Source organism: Streptomyces sp. NRRL S-244 (assembly GCF_000717915.1).
In the GTDB taxonomy this organism is placed as follows: domain Bacteria; phylum Actinomycetota; class Actinomycetes; order Streptomycetales; family Streptomycetaceae; genus Streptomyces.
The window spans coordinates 200,115-217,004 of sequence record NZ_JOCX01000012.1 but is presented as its reverse complement, the minus strand read 5'-3'; the positions used below and the strand labels follow the sequence as shown (position 1 = coordinate 217,004).

The 16,890-nt window shown below is 73.0% G+C and carries 11 protein-coding genes and 1 pseudogene; 7 read left to right on the top strand and 5 right to left on the bottom strand.

Annotated elements, in window-relative coordinates; genetic code table 11:
• The first annotated feature begins 23 nt into the window (after positions 1 to 23).
• From IF02_RS0117460 to IF02_RS35560, 6 genes and pseudogenes are all read left to right on the top strand, one after another.
• Positions 24 to 668 (top strand): TIGR03086 family metal-binding protein, encoded by a 645-nt coding sequence (locus IF02_RS0117460; RefSeq protein WP_051696286.1) that lies wholly within the window; start codon positions 24 to 26, stop codon positions 666 to 668.
• Positions 669 to 788: 120 nt separating this feature from the next.
• Positions 789 to 2,654, top strand: a complete 1,866-nt coding sequence (locus IF02_RS0117455) for an RNA ligase family protein (RefSeq protein WP_051696307.1) — start codon at positions 789 to 791, stop codon at positions 2,652 to 2,654.
• On the top strand, positions 2,654 to 5,572 hold the full coding sequence (locus IF02_RS0117450) for a poly(A) polymerase (protein WP_030157906.1): 2,919 nt from the start codon (positions 2,654 to 2,656) through the stop codon (positions 5,570 to 5,572). The genes IF02_RS0117455 and IF02_RS0117450 overlap by 1 nt, the downstream gene beginning before the upstream one ends.
• A 335-nt stretch (positions 5,573 to 5,907) precedes the next feature.
• The gene (locus IF02_RS0117445; RefSeq protein WP_030157905.1) at positions 5,908 to 8,064 is read left to right on the top strand and encodes a discoidin domain-containing protein; all 2,157 of its coding nucleotides are present in this window, start codon (positions 5,908 to 5,910) and stop codon (positions 8,062 to 8,064) included.
• Positions 8,065 to 8,220: 156 nt separating this feature from the next.
• Positions 8,221 to 8,702, top strand: a pseudogene (locus tag IF02_RS35565) (SPFH domain-containing protein); the annotation flags it as partial.
• 129 nt (positions 8,703 to 8,831) lie between these two features.
• Entirely contained in the window at positions 8,832 to 9,611 is a 780-nt protein-coding gene (locus IF02_RS35560; protein WP_234318243.1) for a serine/threonine-protein kinase, read from the top strand.
• A 7-nt stretch (positions 9,612 to 9,618) separates the two neighbouring features.
• On the opposite strand, the gene IF02_RS0117435 is transcribed toward IF02_RS35560, so the two are convergent.
• The 5 genes from IF02_RS0117435 to IF02_RS0117415 all read right to left on the bottom strand — a co-directional run bounded on the left by IF02_RS0117435 (position 9,619) and on the right by IF02_RS0117415 (position 15,231).
• A complete protein-coding gene (locus tag IF02_RS0117435) occupies positions 9,619 to 10,536 on the bottom strand; it encodes an NADP-dependent oxidoreductase (protein WP_030157903.1) in 918 nt (305 codons plus the stop codon).
• 144 nt (positions 10,537 to 10,680) lie between these two features.
• Positions 10,681 to 12,066: a GH1 family beta-glucosidase gene (locus IF02_RS0117430; protein ID WP_051696285.1), complete on the bottom strand. Its 1,386-nt coding sequence runs from the start codon at positions 12,064 to 12,066 to the stop codon at positions 10,681 to 10,683.
• Between the two features lie 22 nt (positions 12,067 to 12,088).
• Entirely contained in the window at positions 12,089 to 12,979 is an 891-nt protein-coding gene (locus IF02_RS0117425; RefSeq protein WP_030157901.1) for a carbohydrate ABC transporter permease, read from the bottom strand.
• Positions 12,972 to 13,901, bottom strand: coding sequence for a carbohydrate ABC transporter permease (locus IF02_RS0117420; protein ID WP_037836468.1), 930 nt, complete (start codon positions 13,899 to 13,901; stop codon positions 12,972 to 12,974). The genes IF02_RS0117425 and IF02_RS0117420 overlap by 8 nt, the downstream gene beginning before the upstream one ends.
• Positions 13,902 to 13,911: 10 nt before the next feature.
• Positions 13,912 to 15,231, bottom strand: coding sequence for an ABC transporter substrate-binding protein (locus IF02_RS0117415; protein ID WP_030157898.1), 1,320 nt, complete (start codon positions 15,229 to 15,231; stop codon positions 13,912 to 13,914).
• Between the two features lie 257 nt (positions 15,232 to 15,488).
• On the opposite strand from IF02_RS0117415, the gene IF02_RS0117410 reads away from it, so the two are divergent.
• Positions 15,489 to 16,799, top strand: coding sequence for an ROK family transcriptional regulator (locus IF02_RS0117410; RefSeq protein WP_030157896.1), 1,311 nt, complete (start codon positions 15,489 to 15,491; stop codon positions 16,797 to 16,799).
• The last annotated feature ends 91 nt before the right edge of the window (positions 16,800 to 16,890 follow it).

The following is a 16,890-nucleotide window of genomic DNA, read 5'->3' as shown; positions in this document are numbered from 1 at the left end:
AGTTTGGCTTTCAGGATGAACACATGAACGAGACCAAGCAGCTCATCGAGACCACCTCCACCGACACCGGGACCGTCGTCGCCTCCTCTTCCGCCCCCTCCTTCGATCCGCGGCTCGACCTCGCCGCGGCCGTTGAGCTGGCGGGCCGTACCCTCGCCGCCGTGCGGCCCGAGCAGTACGACGCCCAGACCCCCTGCGACGAGTTCGACGTCCGGCGGCTGTCCAGCCACCTCGTCGCCGTCGTCCGCCGGATCTCGGTGATCGGGCGGGGCGAAGACCCGTTCAGCGTCCCCTCCTTCGCCGACGAGATCGCCGACGGCGCCTGGGCGGCGGCCTGGGAGCCGGGCGCCCGCGAGGTGGCGGAGGTGTGGGCGGACCCGGACATCCTCGACCGGAAGCTGCGCCTTCCGATGGGCGTCCTGCCGGGCGCGGCCGCCGCGGCCGTGTACACCCACGAACTCATCGTGCACACCTGGGACCTCGCCAAGGCGACCGGCCAGAGCCCCGACTGGGACACGGCCCTGATCGAGCGGGTGATCGGCGTCGTACGTCGCGCGCTGCCGGCCGAAACCCGCGGCGGGCGCATCCCGTTCGCCGAGGTCGTGACCGTGGACCCCGACGCCCCGGCCGTCGACCGGCTGGTGGCCTGGGCCGGCCGCCGGCCCTGAGGCCCGAGGGGTCGAGGCCCTGAGGCCCTGAAGCCCGAGGGGCCGCGTTATTGATTGGATGCCCCGGCTCCGGATACCTAGAGTGACGCCGAACCCATGTCGTCACTGCTGGAGCCGGCCATGCGCACGCACTACCCCCGTACCCCGCACCTGCCCTGGTCCCCCGGGGCGGCGGCGGACGACGTGCGCGCCGCCGGGCTCGCGGGGCTGGCCGGGCGTGAGGTCGTGGTCACCGAGAAGCTCGACGGGGAGAACACCACCCTGTACGCGGACGGCCTCCACGCGCGCTCGCTGGACTCGGGCCACCACCCCTCACGGGCCTGGGTCAAGGGCCTCCAGAGCCGGATCGGCGCCGGCATACCGGCGGGGTGGCGGGTGTGCGGGGAGAACCTGTACGCCCGCCACTCGCTCCCGTACGAGGACCTCGACAGCTGGTTCTACGGGTTCTCGGTGTGGGCCGGCGAGCACTGCCTGGACTGGGACCGGACCGTGAGCTTCCTGCACGGCCTCGGGGTGCCCACCCCACGCGTGCTCTGGCGCGGCGTCTTCGACGAACGCGCGCTGCGCAAGCTGCGGCTCGACACCACGCGGCAGGAGGGGTACGTCGTACGGACGGTGGCCGGGTTCGCGCGGGCGGACTTCGGGCGGTACGTCGCCAAGTGGGTGCGGGGCGGCCACGTACAGACGGACACGCACTGGATGTACGCGCAGGTGGTGGCGAACGGACTCGGTCCGCAGGCCCCGCTGTGGGCGGTGCGCTCGGGCTCCGAGCCCGATGCGGCGCAGTTGGCGGCCGCCCTCGGCCTGGAGTCCGCGCCCGTCGGCGGCGGAGTCGAGCCGGTCGCCGCGGGAGCCGAGACGGTCCTCGCGGGAGTCGAGCAGGTCGTCGCCGAGGTGGCGGGCCGGCTCGACGCGCTCGCATCCCGCCGCACCGGCGAGGACCGGTTGGCCGGGGTGCTGGCCGCCGTACTGCACTGCGCGCCGCGGGCCCGGATCGGGGCGTGGCTGGCAGCGGGGCCGGTCGGCATGCCGCTCGCCCGGCGGGTCGCCGACCTGGTCGGGCTCTACCCGTACCTGCAGCGGCCGTTCCCGGACGAGGGGCGGCGGGCCGGGCTGGTCCGGATGGCCGTCGCCGCCGATCTCGGGGTGCTGCACGCGCTCGCGGGGGCGGCCGCGGGGGATGCGGCGGATGCCGAGGCGCGGGAGTGCGTCGAGTGGTCCGCGCTGTACGCCGAGGAGGCGGGGCTGCTCGGCCCCGATCCGCTGGGCCCGCTGCGCGCGGGGCTGCGGGAGGCCCTCGGGGGTCTCGGCGCGGACGCGGCGGACCGCTGCTGGGCGGAGGCCCGGGAGGCGTTCGGGCGGGGCGGGATCTCCACCGCCGAGGAGGCGGTGGCCGCGACCTGGCGGTGGCGGGACGGCGGCTTCCCGCGGCTGGTGCAGCTGTGCGGGCCCTCGGGCAGCGGGAAGAGCACCTACGCCCGGAGCCTGCCGGGCGTGGCCGCGTACATCAGTCTGGACGATCTGCGCGCCGCCCGGGGTTCCCGGGCCGACCAGCGGGCCAATGCGGACGTGCTGCGCGAGGGCCTGGACCGGCTGGACGCCGCGCTGGCCGCGGCGGCGGGAGCCGGTTCCACGGTGGTGTGGGACGCCACCTCCCTCACCGAACAGCAGCGGGGCCTGGCCGGTGCGGTCGCGCGGCGCCGGGACGCGCTGGTCACCCAGGCGGTGGTGCTGGTCGAGGAGGCGGAGCTGGTCAGGCGCAATGCCGTCCGGCCCCATCCCGTGCCGGCGGAGGTACTGAGCACCCAGCTGCACCGGTTCAGCCCGCCGTATCCGGGACACGGGGCCGCGCACCGCATCCGGTACATCGGGGCGGGTGGGACGGTGGAGGACACGGCGGGGTCCATCGAAGCCGCGGCCGGGACGGCGTCGGTGTCGGCGGCCGCGGCAGTGGCAGTGGCTACGGCAGTGGGCGAGGACGGCTGATGCGTACCAGTGAGGAGCTCTACCACCAGGTCCGCTGGGACCCCCGCTTCGATCCCGCGCGCTTCGTGTTCGGGCTGCTCCAGCGCGGGGCGCCGCCGAAGCGGGTCCCGCTGCCGTCCTTCGTGCCGGGCGGCGACATCCCCTGGCACCGGGTGCTGTTCGTGGAGGCGGACGGCGAGCTCGTATGGGACCGGGCCAGCGGTGTGGACCTGATCGACTCCACCGAGGCGGGCCGGGTCCGCGAACCGCGGCTCCTGCGGGCCCCGTTCTTCACCGCCCGGACCCCGTACGCATGGGATCCGGCGGGCGGCGGTGCCTGGCGGCCGGCCGAGGCCCCGGCCGGAACCGACCCCGGGCCGCAGTGCGTCAGGCTGCTGACCTGGAACACCCTGTGGGACCGGTACGACGCCCCGCACATCGGCACCGCCCTGCGCAGGCCGATGCTGCTGGCCGACCTGGCGGCCGCCGACGCCGATGTGATCGCCCTCCAGGAGGTCGAACCGGCGCTGCTCGACATGCTGTTGGCGCAGCCGTGGGTGCGCGCCGCGTACACGGTGGGTACCGATCCGCGCGGCAAGGACGTCGCCGCGAGCGGGCTGCTGGTGCTGAGCCGGCTGCCCGTACGGGAGGCGGGGCTTCACCTGCTGGGGCCGCACAAGGCGGTCTCGGCGGTGACGGTGGACACCGCGGGCGGCCCCCTCGTCGTGGCCTGCGTCCATCTGACGAGTGATCACACGGAGAACGGCGCCGGGCGGCGCAGCACCGAACTGGCGCGGATCACAGAGGGGTTGAGCGGCATCGAGGCGGACGCGGCGCTGCTCGGCGACTTCAACGACGGACGCTCCGGACCGGAGGGGCCCGCGGCGGCACTGGGCATGCGGGACGCCTGGACCGAGGTGCACGGGGCGCGGGACACCACGCCGACCTTCGATCCGGTGGCCAATCCGCTGGCCGCGGTGGGCTCGTTGTCGGGGCGGCCCGGCCGGCTGGACCGGGTCCTGCTGCGCTCGGCGGGGGCACGGGTACGGGAGGCCGCCCTGCGGGGCAACACCCCTGGTCCGCAAGGGCTGTTCATCTCCGACCACTTCGGGGTGGAGGCGGTGGTGGACTTCGGAGAGCGGGGTGACGGGCGCGCGGTGCTCGACGTACGGGCGACCGCGCGGACGGCGGTGGCCTGGCTGCCGCCGCACGATCCGGCGGTCGAGGAGCTGCGCCGCGCGCACGACCCGGCGGTCCACCGCTGGCCGGCGCACGTGAACCTGCTGTTCGGCTTCGTACCGGAGTCCTCGTTCGAGGCGGCCCTGCCGCTGCTGGCCGAAGTGGCCGCGCAGGCGGCGCCGTTCACGGCCCGGCTGGCCGGGGTGCACAGCTTCGGGCACCGGGAGGACGCCACGCTGTGGCTGGACCCGGCGGCGGCCGGCGACCAGCCGTGGCAGCAGCTGCGGCGGGGGCTCGCCGAGCGGTTCCCGGGGTGCCGGGGGCGCGACGGCTTCACCCCGCACCTGACGCTGGGGCGCAGCCGGGATCCGCAGCGGGCACTGGCGGAGTTCGCCGCGCGACTCGGCGGATCCGGGAGCGGGACCGGGAGCGGGACTTCGGCCCGGGTCGGGGAGCTCGCGGTGCTGTCCCGGCGCGGGGACGGGCCGATGCGGGTACGGGCGACGGTGGAACTCGGCACGGGCGCGTGGCGATGGGTACCGGACCCGCAATCCGAGCCGGAAGCACCATCGGCCCGCAAGGCCCGGGTCGAGGCCGATGCGGAGGCCCTCACCGCCCGGATCGCGGAGGCGCTGGGCGACGGAGCGGTGCACCTCGCCGGGTCCCGCCGCATGGGCTGCGCCCTGCCCGGGGCGGACCTCGACCTGGTCGCGGCCCTGCCGGGAACGGCCGGGATCGCGGAGGTACGGGGGCGGGTCGCGGCAGCACTTCCGGAGGCCGAGCGGCTGCGGGAGGTCGTCGGGGCGCGGGTCCCGGGGCTGCGGCTGCGGGCGGCAGGACGGGATGTGGACCTGGTGCTCGTCGCCACGGGCGCGGTACACCCGGCGCGGGCGGTGGAGTTGCGGGCGGAGCTCGGCGAGGCGGCCGCGATCGCGCTCGGCGCGGTCAGCGACGCCGATGCCGTACGGGACTTCGTGGGCGCGGAACGGCATGCGGAGTTCGTCCGGCTGGCCCGGGAGGTCAAGTCGTGGGCCCGCGCCCGGGGGCTGGACTCGGCGCCGTTCGGCGGGCTGCCGGGGCTGGCCTGGGCCGTGCTGGCGGCTCGTACGGTCCGGGAGGCCGTCGACCTGTCCCCCGCGGCCCTGCTCCGGGAGTTCTTCGGGACCTGGGCCGCCTGGGACTGGCGCGACCCGGTCGCCCTGACACCCCCGGCCCCGGCCCCAACCCCCGGCTCCGCCCCCGACCCCGACCCCGTCACGGTCCTCACCCCCTCCGCGCCGGTCCGCAGCTGCACGGCCCAGGTCGGCCCGGGGCTACGCGATCTGCTGGTCCGGGAGCTCTACCACACCTGGGAGCTCCTGGAGACGGAGCTCGCCGCGGAGATCGAGGCCGAGGCCCCCACCCCCGCGCCCGCCCCCGCCTTCACCCCCGCCACCCCACCGATGCACCGCCGGCACGCGGCATGGGCGGTGGTGACCGTACGGGCCGACGAGCCCCGGGAGTTCGAGGAGCACCTGGGCCGGGCCCGGGGCCGGATGCGCGCCCTGCTCGGCGCCCTCGCGGAGGCCGGTGTCCGGGACGCGCACGCCTGGCCCCGTCCCTTCGCGCTCTCCCCCGTCTCGGCCCGGTACGCGATCGGGCTCGGCGCGGCCCCGCCCGACGCGGCCGGGCTGGCCGCGCTCGCGGACCGCTGGTCCGCCGACCTCCCCGGCGTCGAGGTCACCTGGGCGGAGTGCGGAGCGGTCCCCTCGCTCCGGTGAACCGCCCACTCCGTGGCGCCAAGTAACGAACGCACGCGACTTCTCACCTTCATCCCAGGGTCACTCTCCGAAGACGACCCAGCCCTGTCCCGCCGAGCGGGTCCCAGCGGGCGCGGCGGGACAGAGCGGCCAGGCGTCTCAGTAGAGTCCTGCCACCTTTTTTCGTCAACACTTTTCACAAGGATTGAAGAAACTCCGAGTTCACAGGCCCCACGGGCAATTGACACCCTCTCAGACGTTCACTTCATGAACGCTGAAACCCTTGACGGCCCCCATGGCGGGCAGTTCACTCACGCTTCGATCCCCCCGGATCCACGACGTCAGGAGAGCCCCCCATGCCCCGCCTCTCGGACCATCCGCCGCGACTGACGGCCGCGGCCCTCGTCACCGCGCTCATAGCGGCCCTGCTCGTGCTCCTCCCGGGAGCCGCCGCCCAGGCCGCACCCGTCCTGCTGTCCCAAGGCAGACCCGTCACCGCCTCCAGCGAGGAGAACGCCGGCACGCCCGCCTCCGCCGCCGTCGACGGCGACAACGCCACCCGCTGGTCGAGCCAGTTCGCCGACCCGCAGTGGATCCAGGTCGACCTCGGCGCCCCCGCCCAGCTCAGCCAGGTCGTACTGCGTTGGGAGACCGCGTACGCGAAGGCGTACCGGATCGAGCTGTCCGACGACGGCGCCCACTGGAGCACCGCCCACTCCACGACCGCCGCCACCGGCGGGGTCGCCACCCACGCCATCACCGGCACCGCCCGCTACGTCCGCGTGTACGGCACCCAGCGCGCGACCCAGTGGGGCTACTCCCTCTACGAGTTCCAGGTCTTCGGCACCTCCGGCGGCGGCCCCACCCTCCCCGGCGGCGGCGACCTCGGCCCCAACGTGATCGTCTTCGACCCGTCGACCCCGAACATCCAGGCCAGGCTGGACGAGGTGTTCCGGCAGCAGGAGTCGGCCCAGTTCGGTGCCGGCCGCTACCAGTTCCTCTTCAAGCCGGGCACGTACAACGGCCTCAACGCCCAGATCGGCTTCTACACCTCCATCTCGGGTCTGGGCCTCAGCCCCGACGACACCACCATCAACGGCGACGTGACCGTCGACGCGGGCTGGTTCGGCGGCAACGCAACCCAGAACTTCTGGCGTTCGGCCGAGAACCTCGCGCTCAACCCCGTGAACGGCACCGACCGCTGGGCCGTGTCCCAGGCCGCGCCCTTCCGCCGCATGCACGTCAAGGGCGGGCTCAACCTCGCCCCCGACGGCTACGGCTGGGCCTCCGGCGGCTACATCGCCGACTCGAAGATCGACGGACAGGTCGGCAACTACTCGCAGCAGCAGTGGTACACGCGCGACAGCGCGATCGGCGGCTGGGGCAACGGCGTCTGGAACCAGGTCTTCTCCGGGGTCCAGGGCGCGCCCGCCCAGTCCTTCCCCAACCCGCCGTACACCACGCTCGACACCACTCCCGTCTCCCGGGAGAAGCCCCTCCTCTACCTCGACGGGACCGAGTACAAGGTCTTCGTCCCGGCCAAGCGCGAGAACGCGCGCGGGACCTCGTGGGGCAACGGCGCGCCGCAGGGCACCTCGCTCCCGCTGAGCCGGTTCTACCTGGTCAAGCCGGGCACGACCGCCGCGACGATGAACCAGGCCCTGGCCCAGGGCCTGCACCTGCTCTTCACTCCCGGCGTCTACCACGTCGACCAGACCCTCCAGGTGAACCGTGCGGACACGGTCGTCCTGGGTCTCGGCCTCGCCACGATCGTTCCGGACAACGGGGTGACGGCGATGAAGGTCGCCGACGTGGACGGGGTGCGGCTGGCCGGCTTCCTGATCGACGCCGGGCCGGTCAACTCGCCGAGCCTGCTGGAGGTCGGCCCGGCCGGCACGGCCACGGACCACGGCGCCAACCCGACGACCGTGCAGGACGTGTTCATCCGGGTCGGCGGCGCCGGCCCCGGCAAGGCCACCGTCGGCATGGTGATCAACAACCACGACACGATCGTCGACCACACCTGGATCTGGCGGGCCGACCACGGCGACGGGGTGGGCTGGGAGACCAACCGCGCCGACTACGGGTTCCGCGTGAACGGTGACGACGTACTGGCCACCGGGCTGTTCGTCGAGCACTTCAACAAGTACGACGTGCAGTGGAACGGCGAGCGCGGCCGCACGGTCTTCTTCCAGAACGAGAAGGCGTACGACGCCCCGAACCAGGCGGCGATCCAGAACGGCACGACCAAGGGATACGCCGCGTACAAGGTGGCCGACTCGGTGACCGTCCACGAGGGCTGGGGCCTGGGCAGCTACTGCTACTACAACGTGGACCCGACGATCCGTCAGGACCACGGATTCCAGGCGCCGGTGAAGCCCGGCGTGAAGTTCCACGACCTGCTCGTCGTCTCGCTCGGCGGCCAGGGTCAGTACGAGCACGTCATCAACACCACGGGCGCACCCACCTCGGGCACGTCCACGACCCCCTCCACGGTCGTCTCCTTCCCCTGACCCACGGAAGGCCGGGGAGTGCGGGGCGGCCGGGGGGCCGCCCTGCACTCCCCTGCTCGGCGGCAACCTCGCCCAATCGGTGTGCGCGGCCCCGGGGGTCTGCGAGACTCCGATCAACGGGGCAGCACAGCCGGCCGGAAGGGCACGGAGGACCGCATGGAACCGATCATCATCGTCCTGGTCATTCTGGTGGTTCTGGCCTTCATCGCACTGGTCAAGGCGACCCACGTGATCCCGCAGGCCAGCGCCGCGGTCGTCGAACGCTCCGGCCGCTCATCGAGCAGCTCACCGTCACCACCCTGCGCAACATCATCGGCGGCATGGACCTGGAGCGGACCCTGACCTCCCGCGAGGAGATCAACGCCGCCCTGCGTGGAGTCCTCGACGAGGCCACCGGCAAGTGGGGCATCCGCGTCAACCGCGTCAAACTCAAGGAGATCGAGCCTCCGGCCGCCATCCGGGCGGCGATGGAGGGGCAGTTGCGCGCCGACCGCGAAAAGCGCGCCGCGATCCTCCAGGCCGAGGGCGTCCGGCAGTCCGAGATCCTGCGCGCCGAAGGGGAGAAGCAGGCGGCGATCCTACGGGCCGAGTCCGAGGTGGCGGTCGCGGAGATCCACCGCCGCGGCGGCGCACGGGCCGCGACTCCGAACGGGGTTCCCGTACGGCCCGTACGGCCCGTACGACCCGTGCAGCACGATCCGCTGCAGCCGGGAGACCCCCGCCGGATCGGCCGCTACCGGCTGACGGCCCGGCTCGGCGAGGGCGGCATGGGAACGGTCTACCTGGGGCTGTCGCCGGGTGAGCGGCAGGTGGCCGTGAAGGTCGTACGGGCGGACCTGGCGGCGGATCCGGGGTTCCGCAAGCGGTTCGCGCGGGAGATCGAATCCGTGCGCCGGGTGGGCGGTTTCCACACGGCGCCAGTGGTGAACGCGTCGGCCGAAGGCGAACAGCCCTGGCTGGTGACGGAGTACATTCCGGGCCCGTCCCTGGCCACCGTACTGCGGGAGCACGGAGCGCTGCCCGCACGGACCGTGCGCACCCTGGCGCTGGGGGTGGCCGAGGCGCTGGAGGGGATCCACGCCTGCGGGATCGTCCACCGCGATCTGAAGCCCGGCAACATCATCATCGCGGAGACCAGTGCGCGGGTCATCGACTTCGGCATCGCGCGGGCGCTGGACGCCACCGCCCTGACCCGGACGGACTTCCTGATCGGCACCCTGGGTTTCCTCGCCCCGGAGCAGCTGACGGGGGCTCCGCTCACGCCGGCCGTCGACGCGTACGCCTTCGGGATGGTGCTGGCCCACGCGTGCGGGGCCGCGCCCTTCCCGGCGGGAGCGGAGCTGGGGGCGGCCCTGCGGTCGCTGCCCTCGGACCTTTCGGCGATCGTGACGGCCTGCCTCTCCCCCGACCCGGCGGCCCGGCCGACCCCGGCGCAGATCCTGGAGCGCCTGGGCGGCGGGGACGCGAAGCCGGAGGGGGACTGGCTGCCCCCGGCCGTGCGGACGATGGTCGATCTGCACAACATGGCGACGGTCAGCAACGATTGAGGGAGCTTCAGACCTCCAGGACGATCTTTCCGGCGGTGCGTCCCGTCTGGCTGAGTTCGAAGGCCTCGGCGAGCTGCGAGAGCGGGAACGTCTTGGCGATGGTGACCGTGAGCAGCCCGCTGTCGGCGAGCCTGCCCAGTTCGGCAAGGCCTTCGGCGTCGGGCCGGACCCACATCCACTGGCCTCCCGCGCCGAGCACGGTGGGATCGGCGACGGACGCGTGCCGGCCGCCCGCGGCGAGGACCGCCTGGGTGACGTCGAGGACGCCGCCGACGAAGTCCGCGGCGACGGTGACCCCGTCGGGCGCGAGCGCGCGCACCCGGTCGACCAGGCCCTCCCCGTACTCCACGGGCTCGCAGCCGAGTTCGCGCAGCCGGTCGTGGTTGCGCGGGGAGGCCGTGCCGATGACCCGGGCGCCCAGCGCGCGGGCGATCTGCACGCCGAAGGACCCGACCCCGCCCGCGGCCCCGTGGATGAGGACGGTGTCGTCCTTCCCGGTGGCGAGCCGGGTGAGCAGCTGGTACGCGGTGAGCCCGGCCAGCGGCAGGCCGGCCGCCTCCTGCCAGCTCAGCGAGGCGGGCTTGGCGGCCGCGGCCCGTACGGGCACGCTGACGTACTCGGCGAAGGTCCCGCCGTGCACGTAGTCCTTGCGGGCGTACGCCATGACCTCGTCGCCGACCGCGAACTCGGGTGTGTCGATGCCGACCCGCTCGACCGTCCCGGCGACGTCCCAGCCGGGGACGACCGGGTACATGACGTCCATCAGGAGGTCGAGCCCGCCCGCCATGATCTTCCAGTCGATGGGGTTGACCGAGGCGCACTTGACCCGGACGAGGAGCTCGCCGGGGGCCAGCTTGGGCATCGGCAGCTCGGTCTCGGTGAGCACCTCCGTCCCGCCGTACGTCTCGTACGCCATCGCCCGCATGGTGTCCTCGGACATCTACCCGACCTCTCCGTGTGCCATGAGCCGTGAGCTGGTGGAAGCACCGCCTCCCATCCCATCACGAAAGGCCGTGCCCGCCCCGAGAAGCGGCGCGGGCACGGCGCGGCGCGGCGGGGGCCGCGGGGCTCACAGCGCCCGGTGCGCGGCGATCACCTCGGCGTAGCGGCGCCCGCTGGTCTTGACCGTGCGGCGCTGGGTGGCGTAGTCGACGCGGACCAGGCCGAAGCGCTTGTCGTAGCCGTAGGCCCACTCGAAGTTGTCCAGGAGGGACCAGGCGTAGTAGCCGGCCAGCGGTGCGCCGCGGCGGGCGGCGCGGGCGCAGGCCGCCAGGTGCCCGGTCAGGTAGCGGGCACGCTCGGGGTCGTGGACGCTGCCGTCGGCGGCGACGGTGTCGTGGTACGAGGAGCCGTTCTCGGTGACGTGGATGCGCCGGGCCCCGTACTCCTCGGTCAGCCGCATGAGCAGGACCTCGAGGCCGTTCGCGTCGACCTCCCAGTCCATGCCGGTGCGCGCGACGCCGGGCCGGTCGATCTGGCGGGCGTACGGGGCGGGGCCGGCCGGGTCGGCGGCGACCGTCTGCGGGAAGTAGTAGTTCAGGCCGGTCCAGTCGAGCGGGGCCGCGATGGCGACGAGGTCGCCGGGGCGCTCGGGGAGGTCCACGGCGTAGACCTCGCGCATGTCGGCGGGGAAGCCGCGGCCGTGGACCGGGTCGAGCCACCAGCGGTTGACGTGGCCGTCCATGCGCAAGGCCGCCGCCCGGTCGGCTTCGGAGCCGGTGGCGGGCTCGATGGTGGAGAGGTTGTTGACGATGCCGATCTGCGCGCCGGGGGCGGCGGCCCGTACGGCCTGGGCGGCGAGCCCGTGGCCGAGCAGCAGGTGGTACGAGGCGCGGACGGCGGCGGTCAGGTCGGTCCAGCCGGGGGCCATCCTCCCCTCCAGGTGGCCGATCCACGCCGAGCACAGCGGCTCGTTCAGGGTGGCCCACTGGGTGACCCGGTCGCCGAGGCGGGCGGCGACGAGCCCGGCGTACGCGGCGAAGTGCTCGGCGGTCGACCGCTCGGGCCAGCCCCCGCGGTCCTGGAGGGCCTGGGGCAGGTCCCAGTGGTAGAGGGTGACGGAGGGGGTGATCCCGGCGGCGAGCAGGCCGTCGACGAGCCGGTCGTAGAAGGCGAGGCCCTTGGGGTTGGCCGGGCCGTCGCCGCCGGGGACCACGCGCGGCCAGGCGATGGACATCCGGTAGGCGTTGGTGCCGAGCTCCCGCATCAGGGCGATGTCCTCGCGCCAGCGGTGGTAGTGGTCGCAGGCGGTGTCGCCGGTGTGGCCGCCGTCGACGGCGCCGGGGGTGTGGGAGAAGGTGTCCCAGATGGAGGGGGCGCGGCCGTCCTCGGCGACGGCGCCCTCGATCTGGTAGGCGGAGGTCGCGGTGCCCCAGGCGAACGCGCGGGGCAGGGCGGCGAGATCGATGGAGCCGAGTTCTTCACCGGTGTCGAAACGGGCTTCGGAAAGGGTCATTCGACGGCTCCTGCCGAAAGGGTCATTTGACGGCTCCCGCCGTGAGGCCGGCCACCAAGTACCGCTGGAGCAGCAAGAATCCGGCGACGACGGGGAGGCTGACGACGAGCGAGGCGGCCATGATCTGGTTCCAGTAGACGTCGGTCTGCGTGGAGTAGCCCTGCAGTCCGACGGCGAGGGTTCGGGTCGTGTCGTTGGTCATGACGGAGGCGAACAGCACCTCGCCCCAGGCGGTCATGAAGGAGTACACGGCGACGGCGACGATGCCGGGGACGGCGGCCGGGACCACGACGCGCAGCAGCGCGCCGAGCGGGCCGCAGCCGTCGACGGTGGCCGCCTCGTCGAGATCGCGGGGGACCGAGTCGAAGTACCCGATGAGCATCCAGATGGAGAAGGGGAGCGAGAAGGTCAGGTACGTGAGGATCAGCGCGCCGCGGGAGCCGTAGAGGGCGATTCCGGTGGCGTTGCCGATGTTCACGAAGATCAGGAACAGCGGGAGGAGGAAGAGGATCCCCGGGAACATCTGGGTGGAGAGGACGGTGACGGTGAACAGGCGCTTGCCGCGGAAGCGGTGGCGGCTGACCGCGTAGGCCGCGAAGACGGCGATGACGACGGAGGCGGCGGTGGCCGCGCCCGCCACGATCAGGGAGTTCACGAAGTACCGGGCGAGCGGGACGGTGTGCCAGATGTCGATGTAGGGGCGGACGGTGAGCCCGCCGGGGATCCAGCGGAAGCGGCCCGCGACGTCCTGGAGCGGCTTGAGGGAGCTGGTGACCATGACGTAGACGGGCAGCAGGACGAAGCCGCAGAGCAGGGTGAGGAAGACCGCGCGGATCACCCGGTAGGTGAGGGGCGGGGCGAGCGGCGAGGACCGGCGGCTGCCGCTGTCGGCGTTCCTGCTGCGGTCAGGCATGCTCGCGCCTCCTTCCGCGGGTCGTGACGAGCAAGTACCCGGCGGTGACCAGCAGCAGGAAGAGCAGCAGCAGGACGGACATGGCCGATCCGGTGCCGAAGTTCCAGGTGACGAAGCTGGATTGGTAGATGTGGAGGGAGATCAGGTCGGCGGCCTCGGGGGCCGATTTGCCGAACAGCACGAACGGCGTGTTGAAGTCGTTGAAGGTCCACAGGAACAGCACCAGGACCAGGACCTGGTTGACCGCGCCGACCGAGGGCAGGGTGATCCGGCGGATCTGCTGCCAGATGCCGGCGCCGTCCAGCACGGCGGCCTCGTACAGCTCGCCGGGGATGTTCTGGAGCGCGGCGGTCACGATGAGGAAGGCGAACGGCCAGCCCTTCCAGACGGAGACGGTCAGCAGGGCCCAGAAGCCGTTGTCGCCCAGCAGCCAGAAGGTGTGCTCGCCGCCGATCAGGCCGAGTTGGTCGTGCAGGACGTGGTTCACCAGGCCGTTGTCCCGCTGGAACATGAACGCCCAGGTGATGACCGCCGCGTACACGGGCAGGGCGTACGGGACCAGGAACAGGGCGCGCAGGAGGCCGCGGCCGCGGAAGCCCTCCTGCATGAACACCGCCGCCGCCGTACCCAGCAGCCAGCACAGGCCGACGGAGAGCAGGGTGAAGAGGCAGGTGGTGAGGAAGGAGCGCAAGAGGGCTTCGCCGATGGGCCGGTTGACGTCGAGGACGAGTTCGTAGTTGGCCCGGCCCGTCCAGGGGGCTCGGGACCAGTCACGGATGAAGAACTGGGTCAGCTGGCGGAAGCTCATCAAAATGCCCATCACCATCGGGACGAGGTGGATGAGCAGTTCGAGGAGCAGGGCGGGCAGGAGCAGGAGGTACGGGACGGAACTGCGGCGCAGGCGTACGGTCTTGAGGCTCATCGGGCCGGACTCAGCTCGCCATCTGCTGCTGGGCCTTGGTGAGCTTGGCCTTGACCGATTCGGTGGTGACGGGGCGGCCCGCCGCGGCGTCGGCGAAGAGCTCCTTGACGGCGGTGCCGACGGCGGTCTCGAACTGGGACTCCTGCGGGACCTGCGGGAGCGGGGCCGCGCTCGTGCCCAGGGTGGTGCGGAGCACGGTGAGGTCCTCGGTGGCGAACGCGGGGTCGTTCTGGGCGGCCTTGACGGGCGGAATGGAGCCGTACGTCTTGTTGAGGATCTTCTGCTCGTCGTCGCTGGTCATGAACTTCACGAACTTGAGGGAGCCGTCGATGTTGTCGGTGTTCTTGAAGACGGCGAGGTTGATGCCGGCGACCATGGAGTTGGTGCCCGGGCCGGAGCCGGGTGTGCCGCCCGCGGGCACCGGGACCGGGGCCACGCCCCAGTCGCCCTCCTTCATGCCGTGGCTCTTGAAGGAGGAGGCGGCGCTCTGCCACAGGACCATGGCGGTCTTGCCGTTGGCGAAGTCCTGGAGGGACTGGTTCTGCGCGTACTCGGCGTTGCCCGGCGCGATGATCTTGTCCTTGGCCATCAGGTCGACGTACTGCTTGACGGCGTCGACGGCGCCCGGGGAGTCGAAGGTGGGCTTGCCCGCCGCGTCGAAGAAGTCCGCGCCGTGCTGCTTGCCGAGGACGAAGGCCTGGTGGATGTTGTTGGAGAGGTTGGCACCCTCGGCGCCGAGCGCCCACTTGCCGTCCTTGGACAGCCGCTGCCCTGTCGTGACCATCTCGTCCCAGGTGGCCGGGGGCTTCGCTATGCCCGCTTCCTGGAACATCCTCTTGTTGTAGTAGAGCGCGTACGCCATCGAGTACAGCGGGACGGCCGCCGGGTCCTGGCCGGTGGCGCCCGCCGAGCCGATGGCCGACTCCACGAAGCGGTCCTTGCCGCCGATCGCCGCGAAGTTCCCGGCGTTCCACGGGAGCAGGGCGCCGGTGGCCTGGAGGGAGGAGGACCAGGTGTTGCCGATGTTGAGGACGTCGGGGCCCTGGCCGGAGGCGGTGGCGGCGAGGATCCGGTTGAGCAGGTCCGACCAGGGGACCACCTCGAGCTTGACCTTGATGCCGGTCTGCTCCTCGAACTTCTTCAGCTCCGGGCCGAGGACCGCCTGGTCCGCCGCCAGGTCCGGGCCCTGGTTGGAGGCCCAGTACGTGAGCTCCTTGGGGGCGGTGTTGGAGCCGCCGCCGGTGTCCGCGGCGCCGCCGCCGCAGGCGGTGGCGGTGGCGGCGAGCAGGGAGGCGGTGACGGCGGCAGCGGCGGCTCGGGTTCTGCGCATGGCGGATCGGCCCCTTTCGGCAGGGTCGGGGAAGGCCGGCGGGTGTTCTCGGCTCGGGCGGCGGCGCTCCGGCGGTGATGCTTCAGCGGCGACGCCTCGGCGGGGACGCTTCGGCGGCGCCCACCGCATCGGAGCCCAGCGCCTCAAGGCCTTAATTCAGGACGTGAGTTAAGCCTCGTGAAAGGGTCGCGTCAAGGGGTCTCGCAAGGGTATGTTGCGAGCGACGACAGGGCGGACGGCAGGACGGAAGGAGCCAGATGACCACAGCGCGTGGCGGCCGTACGGTACGGGACCTGCGGCGCGGCAACCGCAGCGCCGTGCTCCAGCGGCTGTACTTCGGCGGGCCGATGAGCCGGCAGGAACTCGGGCCCGCCACCGGCCTGAGCTCCGGCTCCGTCAGCAACGTGGTCGGCGAACTCGTCGCGGACGGACTGCTGGAGGAGGCCGGCATCGTCGACTCGGACGGCGGCCGGCCGCGCACCCTGCTGCGCGTGGCCCCCGGCAGCGCCCACATGATCGGGGTCGACGTGGGCGAAACCCGGGTCCGCGTCGAGCTGTTCGACCTGGCGCTGACCGAACTCGCCCGCGCCGAGCTGCCGTTGCAACCGCGCGGCTGCTACGACGTCGGCCCGGTCGTGGACCACGTCCGGACCGGGATCGCCGCCGTCCTCGCGGAGGCCGGGGTCGGGACGGACCGGCTGCTGGGGGTGGGCGTGGGCGTCCCCGGCATAGTGGACCGCGAGGGGCCGGGCGGAGCGGTCGTCCACGGCCAGACCATCGGCTGGGACGCGGTCCCGCTGGAGGCGCTGCTGCGGGCGACGGGAGCCGTGCCTCCGGAGGTCCCGTACATCATCGACAACGGGGCGCGCACGCTCGGCCAGGCCGAGATGTGGTTCGGGGCGGGGCGCGGCGCCCGCGATGCCGTCGTCGTCCTGTTCGGCTCGGGCGTGGGCGCCAGCCTGATCACGGACGGCTCGCCCGACGGGGGCACGACCGAGGGCACCCCGCTGGAGTGGGGGCACTTGACCGTCTCCGTACGGGGACGGCGCTGCCGGTGCGGGGCGCTGGGCTGCCTGGAGGCGTACACGGGGGCGGAGTCCCTGCTGGAGCGGTGGTCGGAGCGGGGCGGCGGCGCCGCGGCTGCGGCGGACGAGGAGGAGGCCCTGTCGGCGCTGCTGGCGGCGGCCGTCGCGGCGGATCCGGTGGCCCTGGAGGTCCTGGAGGAGACCGCGGAGTACCTCGGCGCGGGCTTGTCGGACGTGATCAACCTGTTCCGGCCGGAGCGCATCCTGATCGGCGGCTGGGCGGGCCTGATGCTGGGCCCGCACATCCTGCCCGGCGTACGGGAGCACGCGGCCCGGTACTCCCTGCGCCATCCCGCCGAGCGCGTCACCATCGACCTGGGCTCCCTGGGCCCGGACGCGGTCACGGTCGGCGCGGCAACGCTCCCGCTGTCGGCGTTCTTCGCCACGGGCGGCCGTCCCACGCCCCGGCCCCCGCAGCCGGAAGCCCCGGGCTGGCGCACGTCCCTGGAGGTCCGCGCCGGATCGCCGGCCCGGCGGCCGTGAGCTTGCGGGTCAGACGCCCCCGTCCTCCGTACACCGGACGAGGGCGTCCGGCTCCGGCGACGGCTCCGGCTCCGGCTCCGGCTCCGGCGGG